Origin of the sequence: Streptomyces sp. NPDC088812, assembly GCF_044750285.1 — a bacterium.
Classification (GTDB): Bacteria; Actinomycetota; Actinomycetes; order Streptomycetales; family Streptomycetaceae; genus Streptomyces.
Genome location: NZ_JBIVJP010000027.1, coordinates 1 through 20894 on the forward strand (window position 1 = coordinate 1; position 20894 = coordinate 20894).

Annotated in this window: 18 protein-coding genes and 1 pseudogene; 11 read left to right on the forward strand and 8 right to left on the reverse strand. The window is 70.9% G+C overall.

Annotated elements, in window-relative coordinates; genetic code table 11:
• Positions 1–852, forward strand: a pseudogene (locus ACIP67_RS36385) (glucose-6-phosphate isomerase); the annotation flags it as partial.
• 71 nt (positions 853–923) lie between these two features.
• A complete protein-coding gene (locus ACIP67_RS36390; RefSeq protein WP_401697664.1) occupies positions 924–1826 on the forward strand; it encodes a hypothetical protein in 903 nt (300 codons plus the stop codon).
• 32 nt (positions 1827–1858) lie between these two features.
• Here ACIP67_RS36390 and pgl read toward each other — a convergent pair whose 3' ends face one another.
• The 5 genes from pgl to tkt are packed head-to-tail and all read right to left on the reverse strand — an operon-like array spanning position 1859 to position 8577.
• The gene (pgl, locus tag ACIP67_RS36395; protein ID WP_401697666.1) at positions 1859–2641 is read right to left on the reverse strand and encodes a 6-phosphogluconolactonase; all 783 of its coding nucleotides are present in this window, start codon (positions 2639–2641) and stop codon (positions 1859–1861) included.
• Positions 2638–3798 carry a glucose-6-phosphate dehydrogenase assembly protein OpcA gene (gene opcA / locus ACIP67_RS36400; protein ID WP_401697668.1) on the reverse strand — a complete coding sequence of 387 codons (1161 nt, stop codon included), beginning with the start codon at positions 3796–3798 and terminating at the stop codon, positions 2638–2640. The genes pgl and opcA overlap by 4 nt, the downstream gene beginning before the upstream one ends.
• Positions 3795–5333 (reverse strand): glucose-6-phosphate dehydrogenase, encoded by a 1539-nt coding sequence (zwf, locus tag ACIP67_RS36405; RefSeq protein ID WP_401697670.1) that lies wholly within the window; start codon positions 5331–5333, stop codon positions 3795–3797. The genes opcA and zwf overlap by 4 nt, the downstream gene beginning before the upstream one ends.
• A 4-nt stretch (positions 5334–5337) precedes the next feature.
• Positions 5338–6456, reverse strand: coding sequence for a transaldolase (gene tal, locus ACIP67_RS36410; RefSeq protein WP_401697672.1), 1119 nt, complete (start codon positions 6454–6456; stop codon positions 5338–5340).
• A gap of 33 nt (positions 6457–6489) precedes the next feature.
• On the reverse strand, positions 6490–8577 hold the full coding sequence (gene tkt / locus ACIP67_RS36415) for a transketolase (RefSeq protein WP_401697674.1): 2088 nt from the start codon (positions 8575–8577) through the stop codon (positions 6490–6492).
• 658 nt (positions 8578–9235) lie between these two features.
• Here tkt and ACIP67_RS36420 point away from each other — a divergent pair.
• The 3 genes from ACIP67_RS36420 to ACIP67_RS36430 all read left to right on the forward strand — a co-directional run bounded on the left by ACIP67_RS36420 (position 9236) and on the right by ACIP67_RS36430 (position 11823).
• Positions 9236–10189, forward strand: a complete 954-nt coding sequence (locus ACIP67_RS36420) for a heme o synthase (RefSeq protein ID WP_401697861.1) — start codon at positions 9236–9238, stop codon at positions 10187–10189.
• Positions 10190–10288: 99 nt separating this feature from the next.
• A complete protein-coding gene (locus ACIP67_RS36425) occupies positions 10289–10621 on the forward strand; it encodes a hypothetical protein (RefSeq protein WP_401697675.1) in 333 nt (110 codons plus the stop codon).
• A 92-nt stretch (positions 10622–10713) separates the two neighbouring features.
• Positions 10714–11823 carry an amidohydrolase family protein gene (locus ACIP67_RS36430; protein ID WP_401697677.1) on the forward strand — a complete coding sequence of 370 codons (1110 nt, stop codon included), beginning with the start codon at positions 10714–10716 and terminating at the stop codon, positions 11821–11823.
• A gap of 118 nt (positions 11824–11941) precedes the next feature.
• On the opposite strand, the gene ACIP67_RS36435 is transcribed toward ACIP67_RS36430, so the two are convergent.
• Genes ACIP67_RS36435 through ACIP67_RS36445 form a run of 3 tightly spaced genes read right to left on the reverse strand, consistent with a single transcriptional unit; the run spans position 11942 to position 14703 of the window.
• Positions 11942–12955, reverse strand: a complete 1014-nt coding sequence (locus tag ACIP67_RS36435; RefSeq protein WP_401697862.1) for a heme A synthase — start codon at positions 12953–12955, stop codon at positions 11942–11944.
• Between the two features lie 57 nt (positions 12956–13012).
• A complete protein-coding gene (locus ACIP67_RS36440) occupies positions 13013–13729 on the reverse strand; it encodes an ABC transporter permease (protein WP_401697863.1) in 717 nt (238 codons plus the stop codon).
• A 50-nt stretch (positions 13730–13779) separates the two neighbouring features.
• Positions 13780–14703: an ABC transporter ATP-binding protein gene (locus ACIP67_RS36445; RefSeq protein WP_401697678.1), complete on the reverse strand. Its 924-nt coding sequence runs from the start codon at positions 14701–14703 to the stop codon at positions 13780–13782.
• Positions 14704–15064: 361 nt separating this feature from the next.
• Between ACIP67_RS36445 and ACIP67_RS36450 the strand changes: the two genes are divergently transcribed.
• From ACIP67_RS36450 to ACIP67_RS36475, 6 genes are all read left to right on the forward strand, one after another.
• Positions 15065–15808, forward strand: coding sequence for a helix-turn-helix transcriptional regulator (locus ACIP67_RS36450; RefSeq protein WP_401697680.1), 744 nt, complete (start codon positions 15065–15067; stop codon positions 15806–15808).
• On the forward strand, positions 15805–17226 hold the full coding sequence (gene sufB, locus ACIP67_RS36455; RefSeq protein ID WP_389524438.1) for a Fe-S cluster assembly protein SufB: 1422 nt from the start codon (positions 15805–15807) through the stop codon (positions 17224–17226). Before ACIP67_RS36450 ends, sufB begins: the two co-directional genes overlap by 4 nt.
• 93 nt (positions 17227–17319) lie before the next feature.
• Positions 17320–18540 (forward strand): Fe-S cluster assembly protein SufD, encoded by a 1221-nt coding sequence (gene sufD / locus ACIP67_RS36460; protein ID WP_401697681.1) that lies wholly within the window; start codon positions 17320–17322, stop codon positions 18538–18540.
• Positions 18537–18857 (forward strand): non-heme iron oxygenase ferredoxin subunit, encoded by a 321-nt coding sequence (locus ACIP67_RS36465; RefSeq protein WP_401697682.1) that lies wholly within the window; start codon positions 18537–18539, stop codon positions 18855–18857. Before sufD ends, ACIP67_RS36465 begins: the two co-directional genes overlap by 4 nt.
• A gap of 7 nt (positions 18858–18864) precedes the next feature.
• A complete protein-coding gene (gene sufC, locus ACIP67_RS36470) occupies positions 18865–19629 on the forward strand; it encodes a Fe-S cluster assembly ATPase SufC (protein ID WP_401697683.1) in 765 nt (254 codons plus the stop codon).
• The gene (locus ACIP67_RS36475) at positions 19626–20882 is read left to right on the forward strand and encodes a cysteine desulfurase (protein WP_401697684.1); all 1257 of its coding nucleotides are present in this window, start codon (positions 19626–19628) and stop codon (positions 20880–20882) included. Before sufC ends, ACIP67_RS36475 begins: the two co-directional genes overlap by 4 nt.
• Positions 20883–20894 lie beyond the last annotated feature (12 nt).

A 20894-nucleotide genomic window follows, 5' to 3' on the forward strand; every position in this document is an offset into this window, starting at 1 on the left:
GACTGGGTCGGCGGCCGCTACTCCTACGACTCCGCGATCGGCCTGTCCCTGATGATCGCGATCGGCCCGGAGCGGTTCCGTCAGATGCTGGACGGCTTCCACACCGTCGACGAGCACTTCCGCACCGCGCCCGCCGAGGCCAACGCGCCGCTGCTGCTGGGCCTGCTGGGCGTCTGGTACGGCAACTTCCACGACGCCCAGGCGCACGCGGTCCTCCCGTACAGCCACTACCTGTCGAAGTTCACCGCCTACCTCCAGCAGCTGGACATGGAGTCCAACGGCAAGTCGGTGGACCGGGACGGCCGTCCGGTGGAGTGGCAGACGGGTCCGGTGGTGTGGGGCACGCCGGGCACCAACGGGCAGCACGCCTACTACCAGCTGATCCACCAGGGCACCAAGCTGATCCCGGCCGACTTCATCGGCTTCGCCCGGCCCGTGGACGGGCTGAGCGACGGGCTCAAGGCGCAGCACGACCTGCTGATGGCGAACTTCTTCGCCCAGACCCAGGCCCTCGCTTTCGGCAAGACCCCCGAGGAGGTCCGTGCCGAGGGTGTGCCCGAGGAGCTGGTCGCCCACAAGACCTTCCGGGGCGACCATCCCACCACCACCGTCCTCGCCAGCGAGCTGACCCCCTCGGTCCTCGGCCAGCTCGTCGCCCTCTACGAGCACAAGGTGTTCGTCCAGGGAGCCGTCTGGAACATCGACTCCTTCGACCAGTGGGGCGTCGAACTCGGCAAGGTCCTCGCCAAGCGCGTCGAGCCCGCGCTGACCGAGGGCGCGGACGTGCCAGGCCTGGACCCCTCGACCCAGGCCCTGGTCGCCGCGTACCGGGAGCTGCGCGGGCGTAGCTGAGCGGGCGTAGCTGAGCGGGACTCTTGTAGACTCCCCGGCGGTCATGAACACGATCGTCGGGGGAGTGCAACGTGGCGCGTGCGCGGGGGAGTTGGACCGGCGGCAGCCTGACCGCCGGCTCCTTCCTCAAGCCCCACCGGGTGGCACGGGCGGTGTTCCACCCGGTGTGGATCCCGGCGGCGCTCGACCCGACGGTGGAACGCCTCAAACGGATCCGGGTCGTCGCCGGAGTGGTCGCGGCCCTCGGCGTCTACTCCTTCATCGAGGGCGGTTTCGCCTTCGACGAGATGCTGGACAACGCGGTGACCGCCTCCGCCGTCCTGTTCCTCCTCACGCCGCTCACGGTCGGCGTGATGCTCCTCGTCTGGCGGCGCACCGGCGCCGTGAGCCAGTTGAGGACGCCGCTCGTCAACTCGCTCAAGCTGCTGCTGCTCTTCGTCGCCTCGGTCGTCATGACCCTGGTGCTGTTCCGGCTGGGCGACACGCTGGGGGCGGTCGCGAGACTGGTCTCGACGCTGCTGGGCCTCTGGGCGGCCTTCTTCGTGGTCGCGGGCGCGATCCGGCTCACCGGGAACTTCTTCGGCACCGCCGCCGTGCACCGCTGCCTGCCGCCGCTGCTCGCCACGGTGACGACCTGGCTGATGGCCGTCCCCGATCTCGTCACGGGCGATCTGCACGGCCTGGGACTCACCCTCGGCGTCGTCTTCATCCTGGGAGCACCGGTGACGGTCACCGCGATCGCCCTCCTGGAGACCCGTCGCCTCGGACGGCGCTACGGCATCCGTCTGACGGCTCACCCGGCGACCCTCCCGCCCGTCCCGGCACCGCCCCCGCCGGCCTCACCCACCCCTCCGGCGCCGATGCGACCGACGGCACCCCCGTCGGTCCCCCGGCAGGGGCAGCCGTACGGCCCGTACAGCCACCCGTACGGCTCCTCCGGCCCCCACAACGGACGGAACCCGTACGGCCGTTGACCGTACGGGTTCCGGGAGGGGGCGGGTTTCCGTCAGGGGGACGCCGGCGGATACAGCGCCTTCGGGAGCTGGGAGGCCGCCGCCGAGTCCAGGAGCCACAGGGTGCGGGACCGGCCGCGGGCTCCCGCCGCCGGGGCCTGGATCTCGCCCGCGCCGGACAGGGCGATGGCGACCGCCTGCGCCTTGTCCTCGCCGGCCGCGAGCAGCCACACCTCACGGGCCGCCCGGATCGCCGGGAGGGTGAGGGTGACGCGGGTCGGCGGGGGCTTCGGCGCGCCGCGCACGCCGACCACCGTGCGCTCGGTCTCCCGTACGGCCGGCAGCTCCGGGAAGAGCGAGGCCACATGGGTGTCCGGGCCGACGCCCAGCATCAGGACGTCGAAGGTGGGGACGGCGCCGTGGTTCTCCGGGCCGGCCGCCCGGGCCAGCTCGTCGGCGTAGGCGGCCGCGGCCGCCTCCACGTCGGTGCCGTGGGGACCGTCGGACGCGGGCATGGCGTGCACGCGCTCGGGGTCCACCGGGACGGAGTCCAGCAGCGCCTCGCGGGCCTGTGTGACGTTGCGCTCCGGGTCGCCCTCGGGCAGGAAGCGCTCGTCACCCCACCACAGGTCGAGCCGGGCCCAGTCGACGGCGTCCCGGGCGGGAGCGGACGCCAGCGCGGCCAGCAGGCCGTTGCCGTTGCGGCCACCGGTGAGGACCACGGACGCGTGGCCCTGGGAGGCCTGCGCGTCCACGATCTTCGTGATCAGGCGGGCCGCGGCGGCCTGTGCCATCAGTTCCTTGTCGTGGTGCACGACGAGCTGCGGAACGCTCACTTCGCCGCAGCCTTCTTCGTCGGCACCTTGCGGGCGGTCTTCTTCGCCGCCTGCTTGGCGGGCGCCTTCGCGGCCTCCTCGACGGGAGTCCCGACGGCGACCGGCTCACCCGACGCCACCGGTTCTCCGCCGGGGGCGGCCTCCTCACCGGAGACGGCCTGTTCCCCGTCGGCGGCAGGCTCGCCGGGCGCCGCCGACGGTTCCTCCACGGCGGCGTTCGGCGCGGAGACGACCGCGTTCAGCCGCTCCACCCCGAACCGCAGCGTGGCGGCGTACGTGTCGTCCGGGTCGAGCCGGCGCAGTTCCTCCGCGATCAGCTCGGCCGTGTCCCGGCGCTTGAGCGCCACCGCACGGTCGGGCTGGCCCTCGATGGACAGCGTGGCCAGCGAGCCGTCGGCCCGGTCCAGCGCGATCGGCCCGCAGTCGGTGGACAGGCGCACCGCCGTGAGACCCGGCCCGCCGGACAGCGAGCGCTGGACGGGGACGCCCAGCCGGTCGCCGAGCCACATCGCGAGCAGCTCGCAGCTCGGGTTGAACTCCTCGCCCTCCACCTCGACCGCCTCCACCGTGCAGGTGACCTGGTCCAGGGCCGCGGCCAGCATCGAGCGCCAGGGCGTGATGCGGGTCCACGACAGGTCGGTGTCGCCCGGGGTGTAACGCTCGGCGCGGGCCACCAGGTCCCGTACCGGCTGCTCGGCGGCGTAGGTGTCGGTGACACGGCGCTGGGCCAGTGCGCCGAGGGGGTCCTGGGCCGGGTCGAGGGGCGCGCTCACCGGCCACCAGACGACGACGGGCGCGTCGGGCAGCAGCAGCGGCAGCACCACCGACTGCGCGTGGTCGGCCACCTCGCCGTACAGCCGCAGCACGACCGTCTCGCCGGTGCCCGCGTCGGCACCCACCCGCACCTCGGCGTCGAGCCGGGACTTCGTGCGGTCGCGGGGCGAGCGGGAGACCCGCTTGATGACCACCAGCGTGCGCGAGGGGTGCTCGCGCGACGCGTCGTTGGCGGCCTTGAGCGCGTCGTAGGCGTTCTCCTCGTCCGTGACGATGACCAGCGTGAGCACCATGCCCACGGCCGGTGTGCCGATCGCCCGGCGGCCCTTCACCAGCGCCTTGTTGATCTTGCTGGCCGTGGTGTCCGTGAGGTCTGTCTTCATGGCCGGCGCCAGCTCCGTCCGTCTCGTTCGAGCATCTGGTCCGCCTCGACGGGTCCCCAGGTGCCGGCCTGGTACTGGGCCGGCGTGCCGTTGGCGTCCCAGTACTCCTCGATCGGGTCGAGGATCTTCCAGGACAGCTCGACCTCCTCCGTGCGCGGGAAGAGGTTGGAGTCGCCGAGGAGCACGTCCAGGATCAGCCGCTCGTACGCCTCCGGCGAGGACTCGGTGAACGACTCGCCGTAGGCGAAGTCCATCGACACGTCCCGGATCTCCATCGAGGTGCCCGGCACCTTGGAGCCGAAGCGGACGGTGACGCCCTCGTCGGGCTGGACGCGGATGACGATCGCGTTCGACCCGAGTTCCTCGGTGGCCGTGGTGTCGAAGGGGGAGTGCGGGGCCCGCTGGAAGACGACCGCGATCTCGGTGACGCGGCGGCCCAGGCGCTTGCCGGTGCGCAGGTAGAACGGGACGCCCGCCCAGCGGCGGTTGTCGATGTTCAGCTTGATCGCGGCATAGGTGTCGGTCTTCGACTTCGCGTCGATGCCCTCCTCCTGGAGGTAGCCGATGACCTTCTCGCCGCCCTGCCAGCCGGCCGCGTACTGGCCGCGCACGGTGTCCTCACCGAGGTCCCTGGGCAGCTTCACCGCGCCGAGCACCTTGGTCTTCTCCGCGGCGAGGGCGTCCGCGTCGAAGGAGGCGGGCTCCTCCATCGCGGTGAGCGCCATCAGCTGGAGCAGGTGGTTCTGGATGACGTCACGGGCGGCGCCGATGCCGTCGTAGTACCCGGCCCGGCCGCCGATGCCGATGTCCTCGGCCATGGTGATCTGCACGTGGTCCACGAAGGACCGGTTCCAGATCGGTTCGAACATCGTGTTGGCGAAGCGCAGCGCCAGGATGTTCTGGACGGTCTCCTTGCCCAGGTAGTGGTCGATGCGGAAGACCTGGTCCGGGGCGAAGACCTCGTGCACGATCGCGTTGAGCTCCTCGGCCGACTCCAGGTCGTGGCCGAACGGCTTCTCGATGACCGCGCGCCGCCACGAGCCGTCCTTCTGGTCGGCGAGACCGTGCTTCTTCAGCTGCTGGATGACCACCGGGAAGGACCGCGGCGGCACGGACAGGTAGAAGGCGAAGTTGCCGCCGGTCCCCTGTGCCTTGTCGAGCTCCTCGATGGTGGCCCGCAGCCGCTCGAAGGCGTCGTCGTCGTCGAAGGTGCCCTGCACGAAGCGCATCCCCTGGATGAGCTGCTGCCAGACCTCCTCGCGGAAGGGCGTGCGGGCGTGCGCCTTGACGGCGTCGTGCACCTCGGCCGCGAAGTCCTCGTGCTCCCACTCACGGCGGGCGAAGCCCACCAGGGAGAAGCCCGGCGGCAGCAGACCCCGGTTGGCGAGGTCGTACACGGCCGGCATCAGCTTCTTGCGGGAGAGGTCCCCCGTGACGCCGAAGATGACCAGGCCCGACGGCCCCGCGATGCGCGGGAGCCGTCGGTCCGCGGGGTCACGGAGCGGGTTCGCCCCGGAACCGGAATGAGGGGACAAATCCTCAGCCCTCCGAAGGGGCGAGGCGCTCCAGCTCCGCCTCGGTCGACTTGAGCAGGTCGTTCCAGGACGCCTCGAACTTGTCGACGCCCTCGTCCTCGAGCAGCTGCACGACCTGGTCGTAGGAGATGCCGAGCTTCTCCACCGCGTCGAGGTCGGCGCGGGCCTGCTCGTAGGTGCCGGCGACGGTGTTGCCGGTGATCTCGCCGTGGTCCTCGGTGGCGTACAGCGTCGCCTCCGGCATGGTGTTCACCGTGTTCGGCGCCACCAGCTCGTCCACGTACAGCGTGTCCTTGTACGCCGGGTCCTTCACACCGGTGGAGGCCCACAGCGGACGCTGCTTGTTGGCGCCCGCCTGCTCCAGCGCGCTCCAGCGGTCGGAGGAGAAGACCTCCTCGTAGGCCTGGTAGGCGAGCCGGGCGTTGGCGACACCGGCCTTGCCGCGGGCGGCCTTGGCCTCGTCGGTGCCGAGCGCGTCGAGGCGCTTGTCGATCTCGGTGTCCACGCGGGACACGAAGAAGGAGGCCACGGAGTGGATCTTCGACAGGTCCAGGCCGCGCTCCTTGGCCTTCTCCAGGCCGGCCAGGTACGCGTCCATGACCTGGCGGTAGCGCTCCAGGGAGAAGATCAGCGTGACGTTGACGCTGATGCCGAGGCCGATGACCTCGGTGATGGCCGGCAGGCCGCCCAGGGTCGCCGGGATCTTGATCAGCGTGTTCGGCCGGTCGACCAGCCAGGCCAGCTGCTTGGCCTCGGCGACGGTCGGCTTGGTGTGGTGGGCCAGGCGCGGGTCGACCTCGATCGACACCCGGCCGTCCTGGCCGCCGGTGGCGTCGAAGACCGGGCGCAGGATGTCGGCGGCGTCCCGGACGTCCGCCGTCGTGATCATGCGGATGGCCTCTTCGACGGTGACCTTGCGGGCGGCGAGGTCCGACAGCTGCTGGTCGTAGCCGTCGCCCTGGGAGATCGCCTTCTGGAAGATCGACGGGTTGGTGGTGACGCCCACGACGTGCTGCTGGTCGATCAGCTCGGCGAGGTTGCCGGACGTGATCCGCTTGCGCGACAGGTCGTCCAGCCAGATCGCGACGCCTTCCTCGGAGAGGCGCTTGAGTGCGTCTGTCATGGAATTACATCTCCTACAGGTCGTGTGTGAGCGTCAGCGCTGGGCGGCCGCGAGCGATTCCCGGGCCTGGGCGGCCACGTTCTCGGCGGTGAAGCCGTACTCGCGGAAGAGGACCTTGCCGTCGGCCGAGGCACCGAAGTGCTCCAGGGAGACGATGCGGCCGGCGTCCCCGGTGTACTTGTGCCAGGTCAGTCCGATGCCCGCCTCGACGGCGACACGGGCCTTCACGGACGGCGGCAGCACGCTGTCCCGGTACCCCTGGTCCTGCTCCTCGAACCACTCGACGGACGGCATCGACACGACCCGCGTCGGCACCCCGCCGGCCTCCAGCCGCTCGCGCGCCTCGACGGCGACGTGCACCTCGGAGCCGGTCGCGATCAGGACCACCTCGGGGGTCCCGGTGGACGCCTCGAACAGCACGTATCCGCCGCGCGCGGCGTTCTCGTCCGGCTCGTAGGTCGGCACGCCCTGGCGGGTCAGCGCGAGGCCGTGCGGGGCGCCCTTGCCGAACTCCTTGGTCCAGCGGCGCAGGATCTCGCGCCAGGCGATGGCGGTCTCGTTGGCGTCGGCCGGGCGGACCACGTTCAGGCCCGGGATGGCGCGCAGGGAGGCGAGGTGTTCGACGGGCTGGTGGGTGGGGCCGTCCTCGCCCAGGCCGATGGAGTCGTGGGTCCACACGTAGGTCACCGGCAGGTGCATCAGCGCCGACAGCCGCACGGCGTTGCGCATGTAGTCGGAGAACACCAGGAAGGTGCCGCCGTAGATGCGGGTGTTGCCGTGCAGGGCGATGCCGTTCATCTCCGCGGCCATGGAGTGCTCGCGGATGCCGTAGTGGACCGTGCGGCCGTACGGGTTCGCCTCGGGCAGCGGGTTGCCGGCCGGGAGGAACGACGACGTCTTGTCGATCGTGGTGTTGTTCGAGCCGGCCAGGTCGGCGGAGCCGCCCCACAGCTCGGGGATGACCGCGCCGAGCGCCTGGAGGACCTTGCCGGAGGCCGCGCGGGTGGCGACGGCCTTGCCGGGCTCGAAGACCGGGAGCTTCTCCTCCCAGCCGGCCGGCAGCTCGCCCGCGGCGATCCGCTCGAAGTCGGCGGCGCGCTCGGGGTTGTTGTCGCGCCACTGCTGGAAGGACTTCTCCCAGACCGCGCGGGCCGCCTGGCCGCGTTCCAGGGCCTTGCGGGTGTGGGTGATGACCTCGTCGGTGACCTCGAAGGTCTGCTCCGGGTCGAAGCCGAGGACGCGCTTGGTGGCGGCGACCTCGTCGTCCCCCAGGGCGGAGCCGTGGGCGGCCTCGGTGTTCTGCGCGTTCGGGGCCGGCCAGGCGATGATGGAGCGCATCGCGATGAACGACGGCCGGTCGGTGACCGCCTTGGCGGCCTCGATCGCGTCGTAGAGGGCGTGCGGGTCCAGGTCGCCGTCCGGCTTCGGCGCGACGCGCTGGACGTGCCAGCCGTAGGCCTCGTAGCGCTTGACGGTGTCCTCGGAGACGGCCGTCTCGGTGTCGCCCTCGATCGAGATGTGGTTGTCGTCCCACAGCAGGACCAGGTTGCCCAGCTTCTGGTGGCCGGCGAGGGAGGACGCCTCGGCGGAGATGCCCTCCTGGAGGCAGCCGTCACCGGCGATGCAGTACACGAAGTGGTCGAACGGGGACTCGCCCTCGGCGGCCTCCGGGTCGAACAGACCGCGCTCGTAGCGGGCGGCCATCGCCATGCCGACGGCGTTGGCGACACCCTGGCCCAGCGGGCCGGTCGTCGTCTCCACACCCGTGGTGTGCCCGTACTCCGGGTGGCCCGGGGTCTTGGAGCCGTGCGTCCGGAACGCCTTCAGGTCGTCCAGCTCCAGGCCGAAGCCGGCCAGGTACAGCTGGGTGTAGAGGGTCAGGGACGAGTGGCCCGCGGACAGCACGAAACGGTCGCGGCCGACCCAGTCGGCGTCCGCCGGGTCGTGCCGCATCACCTTCTGGAAGAGCGTGTACGCGGCCGGCGCCAGGCTCATCGCCGTACCGGGATGGCCGTTGCCGACCTTCTGTACGGCGTCGGCGGCCAGGACACGCGCGGTGTCCACGGCCCGCTGGTCCAACTCGGTCCACTCGAGGTCTGTGGTGGTCGGCTTGGTGCTCACCCTGGGTCAGGGCTCCTCTCCACATGTCGAATACCGGCTGCTTCGGGCGCGCGCCCACCGGCTGCCGGTGCACTGGGTGCCCACCGGCCGCTGTCGAGCCTACCCCCGTAAGGACGTGCGTTTTTTCGAGTCATTCCAGACTGCCGGGCCTCACCGCGATCCGCCTCCCGACCGGCCGGAACCGCATTCGGCACATGAATACGGAGCCGCTCATCTGACTGCTCAATCGAGCTTCCGGGCGACCGATGAGCGGGCCGGTCGCGCGCCCCTCGGACACCCGGCACACACGCTCGGTGGCACCCCCCCCGTCGCGGTGCCTGCGACTCCCCCCGGGCGGTCCTGGGGATCGCTGCGACTCCCCCCGGGCGGTCCTGGGGATCGCTGCGACTCCCCCCCCGGGGGTCCCGGGGATCGCTGCGACTCCACCCCCCGGAGGCCCCGGGGATCGCTGCGACCTGCCCCCGGCGGCCCAGGGAATCTCTGCGGTCGCACCCCGGGCGGCCCCGGGGACCCCTGCGACCACACCCCCGGGTGGCCTCTCCCAACACGACCCCACCCCCGCGAAGAGCGGGGTATGGGCAACGTCTACAGTGGCGTGGTACGCGCGAGCTTTACCGGGACTTCACACGGGGGGCTTGCAAGGATGTCTCTGTCAGGGGTGTGCGTGACGGCCGTTGAATCCCGTCCAGCGGGGGTTATCGGGACGAGCCAGAGCCCGAGTCGGCGGCCGGTCGGGGCCCGGGTCAAGGCGTTCGTGGCGCTGACCAAGCCACGGATCATCGAGCTGCTGCTGATCACCACCGTTCCGGTGATGTTCCTGGCGCAGCGGGGTGTGCCGGATCTGAAGCTGGTCCTGCTCACCTCCATCGGCGGCTACCTGTCCGCGGGCGGCGCCAACGCGCTCAACATGTACATCGACCGTGACATCGACGCGCTCATGGACCGCACCTCCCAGCGTCCGCTGGTGACCGGCATGGTCAGCCCGCGCGAGTGCCTCGCCTTCGGCATCACCCTCGCGGTCGTCTCGACCCTCCTGTTCGGCCTCACCGTCAACTGGCTGTCCGCCTGGCTCGCCCTCGGGGCACTCCTCTTCTACGTCGTCGTCTACACGATGCTCCTCAAGCGCCGTACCTCGCAGAACATCGTGTGGGGCGGCATCGCGGGCTGCATGCCGGTGCTGATCGGCTGGTCGGCCGTGACGAACTCGCTGTCGTGGGCCCCGGTCGTCCTCTTCGCGGTCATCTTCTTCTGGACCCCGCCGCACTACTGGCCGCTGTCCATGAAGGTGAAGGAGGACTACGCGCGCGTGGGCGTCCCGATGCTGCCGGTCATCGCCTCCAACAAGGTGGTCGCCCGGCAGATCGTGATCTACAGCTGGGTCATGGTCGGCGTGTCGCTGCTGCTCACCCCGCTCGGCTACACCGGCTGGTTCTACACGGCGGTCGCGCTCGCGGCCGGCGGCTGGTGGCTGTGGGAGGCGCACGCCCTGCAGAACCGCGCCCGGGCGCAGGCCACGGGCGTGAAGCTGAAGGAGATGCGTCTCTTCCACTGGTCCATCACCTACGTCTCGCTGCTGTTCGTGGCGGTGGCGGTCGACCCGTTCCTGCGCTGACCCTTCGACATCATGTACGGCCGGACGGCCGGGGTGGGTGGCCAAGGCCACCCACCCCGGCCGTCGCCGTTCGGTCTACCCGTCGGTAGCATCCTGGCCATGGCAGACACCAAGCAGGTTGAGGCGAAGGGCGGCCGCGAGGTCGCCCGGCTCGCCAAGCGGATCGGCGCCTTCTCCACGGCGCACGGCGGGGCCGAGGGCCAGATCGCCTACCTCGGGGAGCGCGGCGCCCGGATCGTGCTGGTCGGCGCGGACGGCGGCTGGGGCGACCTGGTGGCGACCTCGGTCGACACCGCCCGCAAGGCCGTCGAGAAGGCCGGGATCACCGTCCACGAGACGTTCGACGGCGAGTTCGCGGCCAGGGTGCGCACCGGGCCGTACGAGTGGACGCGTATGGCCGGGATCCAGATCGGCGGCCCGTCCAACAGCTGAGCACCGGCCGACCAACACCTGACACCGGGTTCACCCGTTAGGCCGTGTGAGGAGCACGCCGAACACACGGTCCAGCCGTCGGGGAGTCCCGGATGATCGAAACGCCGTCCCTGGTGGACCAGTACTGCCACGGCGTCCTGAGAACGGAGCTGGGCCTCGGCACCTTCGAGGCCCAGCTGGCGCGCACCGCGGGCCCGCCCGCCCCGGGCACCACCCTCTTCGACACCCAGACGGGCTTCGCGGTACGCCGCTGGTGCCCCCCGCTCCTCGGCCTGGAGCCGCACTGCCCGCCCGCCCGCTACCTCGCCCGGCGTCGTGAGATCGGCGTACTGGAGGCGGGCCGCCGGCTGCTGCGCGGCAGCGGCATCACGACCTACCTGGTCGACACCGGGCTGCCCGGCGACCTGACGGGCCCCGACGAGATCGCCTCCGCGGGCGGAGCGCAGGCCCGCGAGATCGTGCGTCTGGAACTCCTCGCCGAGCAGGTGGCCGACACCTCCGGCACCGTCGAGTCCTTCCTCGCCAACCTCGCCGAGGCCGTGCACGCCGCCGCCGTGCACGCCGTCGCCTTCACCTCCGTGGCCGGCGCCCGGCACGGCCTCGCGCTCGCGCCGGAGCCGCCCGGGCCGGGGGAGGTGCGGGGCGCGGCGGGACGCTGGCTGGCCGCACGCCGGGTCGGCGGGGAGCTGAGCGACCCGGTGCTGCTGCGGCACCTGCTGTGGATCGCCGTCGCCTCGGGGCTGCCGCTGCAACTGCACGCGGGGCTCGGCGCGCCGGGCCTGCGCGTCGACCGCACCGACCCCGTCCTCCTGACGGACTTCGTCCGTGCGACGGCCGGACTGGGCACGGACCTGGTGCTGCTGCACGGCTACCCCTACCACCGCCACGCCGCCCACCTCGCCGGCGTCTTCCCGCACGTCTACGCCGACTCCGGCGCGGCGCTCGTGCGCACCGGTGCCCGCGCGGCGGCGATCCTGGCCGAGATCCTGGAACTGGCGCCCTTCGGGAAGATCCTGTTCTCCACGGGCGCCCAGGGCCTGCCCGAACTGCACGTGGTCGGCGCCCGGCTCTTCCGCGAGGCCCTCGGCCGGGTGCTGGGCACCTGGGTCGCGGAGGGCGCCTGGTCGCCGGCGGACGCGCATCGGGTCGCGGGGTTGGTGGCGGCGGGGAACGCGCGGCGGGTGTATGGGCTGGGTGACTGAGGAACAGTCCGATCGTCGAGACGGCAGGCGTGCGCCGCCTGCGGGGATGGTCCGTACTGGACGTACCCGATCACGCCTTGGGCGAGTTCGTCCCCGCCTCGCGCGGCGCACGCTCCCGTCAGCTCGAAGCGGGCTCCAGCCGGTCTCCGGGGGCGGCAGCAGGAAGGTCAGGGCCGGTGTGCAAGCGTTCACGCAACGACAGGAGCACCCGCACCACCCAGATCCACATCACGGCGGAGCCCAGCATGTGGAGGCCCACCAGAGCTTCGGGAAGGTCCGTGAAGTACTGGACATAGCCCACCGCACCCTGGCACAGCAGGATGACGAACAGCTCGCGGGTGCGATGCAGCGGGGCCTTCGGGGCGTCGACCGCCTTGAGGACGAACCACAGGGCGAACGTCAGCGACACCACGATCCAGGCCAGCACGGCGTGCATCTTGGTGACCGTCTCCCAGTCGACCGGCATCCGCTCGACCTCGCTGGAGTCGCCCGCGTGCGGGCCCGCGCCGGTGACGACCGTGCCGACCAGGATCAGCAGCACCGAGGCCGCCACCAGGAACCACACCAGCTGCCGCACCGCCCCGCCGACCAGCGGGCGGGGTGCCGCGTCGCCCTCCCCGGCGCGCTGCCACATCACGGTGGCGATCGCGATCAGGGCCGACGTGGCCACGAAGTGCGCGGCGACGGTGTACGGGTTGAGGCCGACGAGGACCACGATCCCGCCCAGGACCGCGTTGCTCATCACGACCCAGAACTGCGCCCAGCCCAGCCGGGTCAGACCGCGCCGGGACGGCTTCTGCGCGCGGGCGGCGATGATCGCCCAGCCGACCGCGGCGCACAGCACGTAGGTGAGCATGCGGTTGCCGAACTCGATGGCGCCGTGCAGGCCCATCTCGCTGGTCGCGGTGAGGGAGTCGGCGGTGCACTTGGGCCAGGTCGGGCAGCCGAGCCCGGACCCGGTGAGCCGCACGGCACCGCCGGTGACCACGATGATCACCGACATCACGAGCGCGGAGAGGGCCGCCCGTCGGACCGTCCGGGGGGCGGGGGTCCAGCGTTCGGCGATGAAGGCGAGGGGGTTGCGGACAGCCGCTGCGGCGTCTGCACGGGTCACGTTCGGCACGCCCTCCATCGTAGGGGGCCGCTTGTGCACGCGTTCACGAGGGGCCCCGCCGGCGTTCGGAGCGGGCTACTCCCAGCGGAAGAACCGCCCGGCGGCCGCCAGGCCCGCCACCGCCCACACCGCCAGCACACCGAGGTCGCCCCACGGCATGCCGGCCCCGTGCTGGAGCACGTCGCGCAGTCCGCCGGAGAGGGCGGAGATCGGCAGCAGGCCCAGGACGTCCTGCGCGGCCGGCGGGAACTTCTCCAGCGGCACGACGACCCCGCCCCCGACCAGGAGCAGCAGGAAGACCAGGTTGGCGGCGGCCAGCGTCGCCTCCGCCCGCAGTGTGCCCGCCATCAGCAGGCCGAGCCCGGAGAAGGCGCCCGTGCCCAGGACCAGCAGGAGCAGCACGGCGAACGGGTTGCCGTGCGGGGACCAGCCCAGCGCGAAGGCGATCGCCGTCAGCAGGGCGACCTGGAGGACCTCCGTGACCAGCACGGACAGCGTCTTCGCGGTCATCAGGCCCCAGCGGGGCAGCGGGGAGGACGCCAGCCGCTTCAGCACCCCGTACCGGCGTTCGAAGCCGGTGGCGATCGCCTGGCCGGTGAACGCGGTCGACATCACGGCGAGCGCGAGGACGCCGGGGGTGAGGAAGTCCACCGCCTCGCCCTCGCCCGTGTCGACGATGTCCACCGAGCTGAACAGCACCAGCAGCAGGGTCGGGATCACGACGGTGAGCAGCAGTTGCTCGCCGTTGCGCAGGAGCATCTTCGTCTCCAGCGCCGCCTGGGCGGCGATCATGCGCGGGAGAGGGGCCGCCCCGGGGGCGGGGGTGTAGGTGCCGGCGGTGGTCACGAGCGCAGCTCCTTGCCTGTGAGCTCCAAGAACACGTCCTCCAGGGTGTGCCGCTCCACCGAGATCCGGTCCGGCAGCACGCCGTGCTGCGCGCACCACGAGGTCACGGTCGCCAGCAGCTGCGGGTCGATCTTGCCGGTCACCCGGTACGAGCCCGGCGTCGGCTCGGCGGCGGTGGAGTCCGCGGGCAGGGCCTTGAGCAGCGAGCCGACGTCCAGTCCGGGGCGGCCGGTGAAGCGGAGCGTGTTCTCGGCGCCGCCGCGGCACAGCTCGTCGGGGGAGCCCTGGGCGATGACCCGGCCGGCGTCGATGATCGCGACGTCGTCGGCGAGCTGCTCGGCCTCGTCCATGTAGTGGGTGGTCAGGATGACCGAGACGCCGTCGGCGCGCAGGTCGCGGACCAGGTCCCAGGTGGCGCGGCGGGCCTGCGGGTCGAGGCCGGCGGTCGGCTCGTCCAGGAACACCAGCTCCGGTCGGCCGACCACGGCCATCGCCAGCGCGAGCCGCTGCTGCTGCCCGCCGGACAGCCGCCGGTAGGCGGTCCGGCCGCAGCTGCCGAGGCCGAGTCGCTCGACGAGGGCGTCCACGTCCAGGGGGCGGGCGTGCAGCCGGGCCACGTGCCGGAGCATCTCGTCGGCCCGCGCGCCCGAGTACACGCCCCCCGACTGGAGCATCACGCCGATCCGGGGGTGCAGCGCGCGGGCCTGTCCCACCGGGTCGAGCCCGAGGACGCGCACGGTGCCGGAGTCCGGCGCGCGGTACCCCTCGCAGGTCTCGATCGTCGTCGTCTTGCCGGCGCCGTTCGGGCCGAGGACGGCGGTGACACCGGGCCGGGCCGTGAGGTCCAGGCCGTCCACCGCGGTCTTCGTCCAGTACCGCTTCACCAAGGCCCGTACCTCGACGACAGGCTCAGTTCGCATGGCTCCAGAGTCTAGGTTCGCGGGCGGGCGCCCGGACGGGCGGGTGCCCGCTCCCTCCTCGCGGTGCCGGGCACAGGCCACCCCGCGCGGGCGCAGACGATTTCTCCTCTTTCGCACCTCCGTGTGCCGAGCTGTGCGGAGAGAGGGTCGCGGGCGGCAAGTGGGCCGGTCGGAGGGGGTGTGGGCGGGGTCCGGCAGGGCTCTGGAGGAGGTGCTCCGGGAGGGGTGGGGCAGGTGTGGCTCTGATCGATCAAAGATCGTTTCCGCAGGTCAGATTAGGTTTACCTAAGTGACGCAGGGCACCGTCCACCCGTCCGGGTGCGGCTTGCCTGGCTCCGATGAATTACGCAACAATGGCGTTGTGAAAAACGTCGGCGAGGCTCGGGAGACCCCCACGGGGGCCCCTCAGGAGGAGCTAGCGACCGGTGAGCGCTCCACGCGCAACCGGGTCGCGCGGTCCATCCTGGACCACGGGCCGTCGACCGTCGCCGAGCTGGCCGGACGGCTGGGACTCACCCAGGCGGCCGTACGCCGGCACCTCGACGCGCTGGCCGCCGACGACGTCGTTCAGGCCCGTGAGCAGCGGGTGTACGGAGCGCGGACCCGCGGACGCCCCGCCAAGGTCTTCGCCCTCACCGACTGCGGCCGGGACGCCTTCGACCAGTCGTACGACAAGCTCGCCGCGGACGCGTTGCGGTGGATCCAGCAGCGGTTCGGCGGGGACGAGGCCGTCGTCGCCTTCGCGCGCGCGAGGATCGCCGAGCAGGCCGCCGCCTACCGCGAGGCGGTCGAGGCCGCCGCGCCCGAGGAGCGCACCGAAGCGCTGGCCAAGGCCCTGAGCGTGGACGGGTACGCTGCTACGGCGCGCAGCGCCCCCCTCCCGCAGAAGGGCGAGCAGTTGTGCCAGCACCACTGCCCGGTGGCCCACGTCGCGGAGCAGTTCCCGCAGCTGTGCGAGGCGGAGACCGAGATCTTCTCCCAGCTGCTCGGAACACACGTCCAGCGGCTGGCGACCATCGCGCACGGCGACGGCGTCTGCACGACGTTCATCCCCAAGATTTCCCACAACGCATCTGCAAGCACGGCCGGGAGGAACCCCGCATGACTCTCCCCACGGAGACTGCCCACCCCGAACTCGAGGGCCTGGGCAAGTACGAATACGGCTGGGCCGACTCCGACGAAGCCGGCGCCTCTGCGAAGCGCGGTCTGAACGAGGACGTCGTCAAGGACATCTCGGCGAAGAAGTCCGAGCCGGAGTGGATGACGAAGCTCCGCCTCAAGGGCCTGCGGCTCTTCGAGAAGAAGCCCATGCCCACCTGGGGCTCGGACCTGTCGGGCATCGACTTCGACAACATCAAGTACTTCGTGCGCTCCACCGAGAAGCAGGCGGAGTCCTGGGAGGACCTGCCCGAGGACATCAAGAACACGTACGACAAGCTCGGCATCCCCGAGGCGGAGAAGCAGCGCCTCGTCGCCGGTGTCGCGGCCCAGTACGAGTCCGAGGTCGTCTACCACCAGATCCGCGAGGACCTGGAGGAGCAGGGCGTCATCTTCCTCGACACCGACACCGCCCTCAAGGAGCACCCGGAGCTCTTCAAGGAGTACTTCGGGACCGTCATCCCGGTCGGTGACAACAAGTTCGCCTCGCTGAACACCGCCGTGTGGTCGGGCGGCTCCTTCATCTACGTGCCGCCGGGCGTGCACGTCGAGATCCCGCTCCAGGCCTACTTCCGTATCAACACGGAGAACATGGGCCAGTTCGAGCGGACCCTGATCATCGTCGACGAGGGTGCCTACGTGCACTACGTCGAGGGTTGTACGGCCCCGATCTACAAGTCGGACTCGCTGCACAGCGCCGTGGTCGAGATCATCGTCAAGAAGAACGCCCGCTGCCGCTACACGACCATCCAGAACTGGTCGAACAACGTCTACAACCTGGTCACCAAGCGCGCCGTCGCCTACGAGGGCGCGACCATGGAGTGGATCGACGGCAACATCGGCTCCAAGGTGACGATGAAGTACCCGGCCGTCTACCTGATGGGCGAGCACGCCAAGGGCGAGACCCTCTCCATCGCCTTCGCGGGCGAGGGGCAGCACCAGGACGCCGGCTCCAAGATGGTCCACATGGCGCCGAACACCTCCTCCAACATCGTCTCCAAGTCGGTGGCGCGCGGCGGCGGCCGTACCTCCTACCGGGGTCTCGTCGAGATCGGTGAGGGCGCGGCCGGATCGAAGTCGAACGTGCTGTGCGACGCGCTGCTCGTCGACACCATCTCCCGCTCCGACACCTACCCCTACGTGGACGTCCGCGAGGACGACGTGTCCATGGGGCACGAGGCGACCGTCTCCAAGGTCTCCGAGGACCAGCTCTTCTACCTGATGAGCCGTGGTCTGAGCGAGTTCGAGGCGATGGCGATGATCGTGCGCGGCTTCGTCGAGCCCATCGCCAAGGAGCTGCCGATGGAGTACGCGCTGGAGCTCAACCGGCTGATCGAGCTGCAGATGGAGGGCGCGGTCGGCTGACGACCGCACAGCCCTTCCGGCAGCACCGGCCCGCCCCCTCCGGGCGGGCCGAGGATCACCCACTGACGTAGGAAAGAGAGCACAACGACAGCCATGGCTGAGGCCCAGAACTCCCCCACCTCCGGCTCCGCTCCGGCGGGGGGAACCCCACCCGTGGGGTCCACCACCGCCGGCGCGATCGCGGTCGCCGCGGAGTCGACCGTCGTCTCGCGCATGAGCGCCCCCCCGTCCTTCGACGTGGCGGACTTCCCCGTCCCGCACGGCCGTGAGGAGGAGTGGCGGTTCACCCCGCTGGAGCGCCTGCGCGGGCTGCACGACGGCACCGCCGTCGCCTCCGGCGAAGGCGTGAAGGTCACGGTCGAGGCCCCCGAGGGCGTCACCGTCGAGAGCGTCGGCCGCGACGACGCCCGCCTCGGCCGGGCCGGCACCCCCGTCGACCGGATCGCGGCGCAGGCCTACTCCGCCTTCGAGCAGGCCGGCGTGGTCACCGTCCCCAAGGAGACGGTGCTCACCGAGCCGGTCCGCATCGCCGTGCACGGCGAGGGCGGCACCGCCTTCGGCCACCAGATCATCGAGCTGGGCGCCTTCGCCGAGGCCGTCGTCGTCATCGACCACACCGGTGACGCCGTGCTCGCCGCCAACGTCGACTACATCCTGGGCGACGGCGCCAAGCTGACCGTCGTCTCGGTCCAGGACTGGGACGACAAGGCCGTCCACGTCGCCCAGCACAACGCCCTCATCGGCCGCGACGCCTCCTTCAAGTCCGTGGTCGTCACCTTCGGCGGCGACGTCGTCCGTCTGCACCCGCGCGTCGAGTACGCCGGCACCGGCGGCTCGGCCGAGCTCTTCGGCCTGTACTTCACCGACTCCGGCCAGCACCAGGAGCACCGCCTCCTGGTCACCCACAACACCCCGCACTGCACCTCGAACGTCGTCTACAAGGGCGCGCTCCAGGGCGAGGACGCGCACGCGGTGTGGATCGGCGACGTGCTGATCGAGGCCAAGGCCGAGGGCACCGACACCTACGAGATGAACCGCAACCTGGTCCTCACGGACGGCGCGCGCGTCGACTCGGTCCCCAACCTGGAGATCGAGACGGGCGAGATCGTCGGCGCGGGCCACGCCTCCGCCACCGGCCGCTTCGACGACGAGCAGCTCTTCTACCTGATGGCCCGCGGCATCCCGGAGCACGACGCCCGCCGTCTCGTGGTCCGCGGCTTCTTCGCCGAGCTGGTCCAGCAGATCGGTGTCCAGGACATCGAGGAGCGCCTCATCGCCAAGATCGAAGAGGAGCTGGAGGCGTCGGTCGCATGACGTCGTTCGTACGCGCCTGTGGGCTGAGCGAGCTGGAGGAGGACACCCCCAAACGGGTGGAACTCGACGGCACGCCGGTCTCGGTCGTCCGTACCGAGGGGGAGGTGTTCGCCATCCACGACATCTGCTCCCACGCGAACGTCTCGCTCTCCGAGGGCGAGGTGGAGGACTGCCAGATCGAGTGCTGGCTGCACGGCTCCTCGTTCGACCTCCGCACCGGCAAGCCGTCCGGCCTTCCCGCGACGCGCCCCGTCCCCGTATACCCCGTAAAGATCGAAGGGGACGACGTGCTCGTCTCCCTCACCCAGGAGTCCTGAGGCACCCATGGCAACGCTTGAAATCCGAGACCTGCACGTCACCGTCGAGGCAGACAACGCCACGAAGGAGATCCTCAAGGGCGTCGACCTCACCGTGAAGCAGGGCGAGACGCACGCCATCATGGGCCCCAACGGCTCCGGCAAGTCGACCCTCGCCTACTCGCTCGCGGGTCACCCGAAGTACACGATCACCGGCGGCACCGTCACCCTCGACGGCGAGGACGTCCTGGAGATGTCCGTCGACGAGCGCGCCCGCGCCGGCCTGTTCCTGGCGATGCAGTACCCCGTCGAGGTCCCCGGCGTCTCGGTCTCCAACTTCCTGCGCACCTCCGCCACCGCCATCCGCGGCGAGGCCCCCAAGCTGCGCACCTGGGTGAAGGAGGTCAAGGAGGCCATGGAGCGCCTCAACATGGACTCCTCCTTCGCCGAGCGCAACGTCAACGAGGGCTTCTCCGGCGGTGAGAAGAAGCGCCACGAGATCCTCCAGCTGGAACTGCTCAAGCCGAAGGTCGCGATCCTCGACGAGACCGACTCCGGTCTCGACGTCGACGCCCTGCGCATCGTCTCCGAGGGCGTCAACCGCGTCCGCGAGACCGGCGAGGTCGGCACCCTGCTGATCACGCACTACACGCGCATCCTGCGCTACATCAAGCCCGATTACGTGCACGTCTTCTCCGGCGGCCGGATCGTCGAGTCCGGCGGTGCCGAGCTCGCCGACAAGCTGGAGAACGAGGGCTACGAGGCCTACTCGAAGGGTGGCGCATCCGCGTGACGCAGTTGCCGGGCCTCCTCGACACCGAGGCGATCCGCAAGGACTTCCCGATCCTGGACCGTCTGGTCCACGGCGACCGGAAGCTCGTGTACCTGGACAACGCGGCGACCTCGCAGAAGCCGCGCCAGGTGCTGGACGCCCTGAGCGAGTACTACGAGCGGTACAACGCCAACGTCCACCGCGGTGTGCATGTGCTCGCCGAGGAGGCCACGGCGCTGTACGAGGGCGCGCGCGACAAGGTCGCCGCCTTCATCAACGCGCCCAGCCGCGACGAGGTGATCTTCACGAAGAACGCCTCGGAGTCGCTGAACCTCGTGGCGAACATGCTGGGCTGGGCCGACGAGCCCTACCGGGTGGACTCCGAGACCGAGATCGTCATCACGGAGATGGAGCACCACTCCAACATCGTGCCGTGGCAGCTGCTGTCGCAGCGCACGGGCGCGAAGCTGAAGTGGTTCGGCCTGACCGACGACGGCCGGCTCGACCTGTCGAACATCGACGAGGTCATCACCGAGAAGACGAAGATCGTCTCCTTCGTGCTGGTGTCGAACATCCTCGGCACCGTCAACCCGGTCGAGGCGATAGTCCGCCGAGCGCAGGAGGTCGGGGCCCTGGTCCTGATCGACGCGTCGCAGGCGGCGCCGCACATGCCCCTCGACGTGCAGGCCCTCCAGGCCGACTTCGTGGCCTTCACCGGTCACAAGATGTGCGGCCCGACGGGCATCGGCGTCCTCTGGGGCCGCCAGGAGCTCCTGGAGGACCTGCCCCCGTTCCTCGGCGGCGGCGAGATGATCGAGACGGTGTCGATGCACTCCTCGACCTACGCCCCCGCGCCGCACAAGTTCGAGGCGGGCACGCCGCCGATCGCGCAGGCGGTCGGCCTGGGCGCGGCGATCGACTACCTGTCCTCCATCGGCATGGACAAGATCCTCGCGCACGAGCACGCGATCACCGAGTACGCGGTGCGGCGGCTGGCGGAGGTCCCGGACCTGCGCATCATCGGCCCCGCCACGGCCGAGGACCGCGGCGCCGCGATCTCCTTCACGCTGGGTGACATCCACCCGCACGACGTGGGCCAGGTGCTGGACGAGCAGGGCATCGCGGTACGGGTGGGCCACCACTGCGCCCGCCCCGTCTGCCTGCGCTACGGAATTCCCGCGACCACGCGAGCGTCGTTCTATCTGTACTCCACGCCTGCCGAGATCGACGCGCTGGTCGAGGGGCTGGAGCACGTACGGAACTTCTTCGGCTGACGGGACGAGCGA